We start from the raw sequence: 1,514 nt of genomic DNA on the forward strand, positions 1-1,514 counted from the left end.
TCGACGAGTTGGTGCTGTCACTTTTCGTGAGCGGGCCGGACACCACCACCTTGCCGATCAAGATGTGGTCGGGAATTCGGGAAGAGATCACGCCGACGATCGCTGCCGTTTCAAGTCTGCTGATCGCGTTCACAGTCATTATGTATGCCGGCGTAGAGGGGGTTCGCCAAGCTGGTGAATGGCGAACCAAATCCAGTGGGCTAGTCAACAATGAAGGAGCTTAAGACGGTGAGTGAGCCTGCGAATAATGGAATGGATTTCCCGGCTGAGGAATATCGGGAGCGGCTACGGCGTACTCAAGAAGAAATGGCTAAGTATGATCTTCCCGTCTTACTGCTGCACCAACCAGAAAACATTAATTATCTGAGCGGTATAGATCAAATTGGTTATTTCTCCTATCACGCCTTAGCAGTGCCCAGCCGCGGCGACCCGGTGCTGATCGTGCGCGACATGGAAGTCCCCACGGCGCACAGCACCTCATGGGTCAAAAACCACGTGGTCTATGCAGATGCGGCTGATCCGCTCCCCGTTTGGCTCGACACGGCGCGAAGAGCCCTTGAAGGTCTTGGGTTGGCAGGCGGGCGCGTCGGTGTGGATGAGCACTCATGGTTCTTGACGGTGGAGCGCTGGAAGATGCTGCAGGCGCTGCTGCCGAATGCAACTCTGGTTGGAGAGCCCCGTATTGTCGACCACCTGCGCCTGATCAAATCGCCGCGGGAAATAGAACACCTGCGCGGCGCTGCCCGCCTGGTTGAAGTGGGCCTGCGGGCCGGCATCGAGGCTATCGGGCCTGGCGTCGCGGAGCGAGAACTCGCCGAGGCTGTGTCTAGCGCATTGGTGAAGGCGGGGGCAGCGTCGCTCGGCGGTATCATCACCTCCGGCGATCGAACAAGTCTCATACATGGAGGACTTTCGGACCGGCGCCTGGAACGTGGCGATCCTGTCTACTTTGAACAAAACGGGGTCCACAAGAATTACTGGGCACGCTTGATGCGCACCGCTGTTGTCGGTCCGGCGAGCGCTGCGCAACAGCGTATCGCCGACACGATCATCCGCATCCAAGACGAGGCCATCGCATTGATGCGGCCGGGCACACCGGCCAGCGTGGTCGACCGAGCTTGCCGCGAGCCGCTCCTGGCGTCTGGACTGCGCGAGACCTATACGAATCGTGCCGGCTATTCGCTTGGTCTTAATCATCGCCCGTCCGCAGGCGAATTTATCCGCGAATTCGTGCCTGGCGTCGAATGGGTCTTAGAGCCGGGAATGGTGTTTCATATGCTGATGATGGCAGCGGGGATGGGCTTCAGCGAGACGGTGCTGGTGACGGAAAAAGGCCCGGAACGCCTGACCACCATGGAGCGCAAGCTCTTCTCGCGTACCTAAGCACCCCATTCAAGATGGCAAAGCACATGCGACCAGTCATAGGAATCGTCAGCAATTTCGACGTGGAAAAGGATGGTTACTTCTGTCTCGTCCACTATGTAAGCGCAATCGAGAAAGCCGGCGCTGTTCCG

General features: G+C 58.3%; 1 protein-coding gene and 1 pseudogene. Both read left to right on the forward strand.

Features of this window, described 5'->3' with window-relative positions; all coding sequences use genetic code 11:
- A pseudogene (locus tag EN846_RS35495) lies at window positions 1–224 on the forward strand (hypothetical protein); the annotation flags it as partial.
- A complete protein-coding gene (locus EN846_RS33510; protein WP_127287356.1) occupies window positions 211–1,383 on the forward strand; it encodes a Xaa-Pro peptidase family protein in 1,173 nt (390 codons plus the stop codon). The pseudogene EN846_RS35495 and the gene EN846_RS33510, both read left to right, overlap by 14 nt.
- Window positions 1,384–1,514 lie beyond the last annotated feature (131 nt).

The organism is Mesorhizobium sp. M4B.F.Ca.ET.203.01.1.1, assembly GCF_004791025.1.
Classification (GTDB): Bacteria; Pseudomonadota; Alphaproteobacteria; order Rhizobiales; family Rhizobiaceae; genus Mesorhizobium; species Mesorhizobium abyssinicae.

Excerpts from the sequence above, each read along its gene's own strand:
- EN846_RS33510 (WP_127287356.1), top strand. The coding sequence starts at position 211 with ATGAAGGAGCTTAAGACGGTGAGTGAGCCTGCGAATAATGGAATGGAT.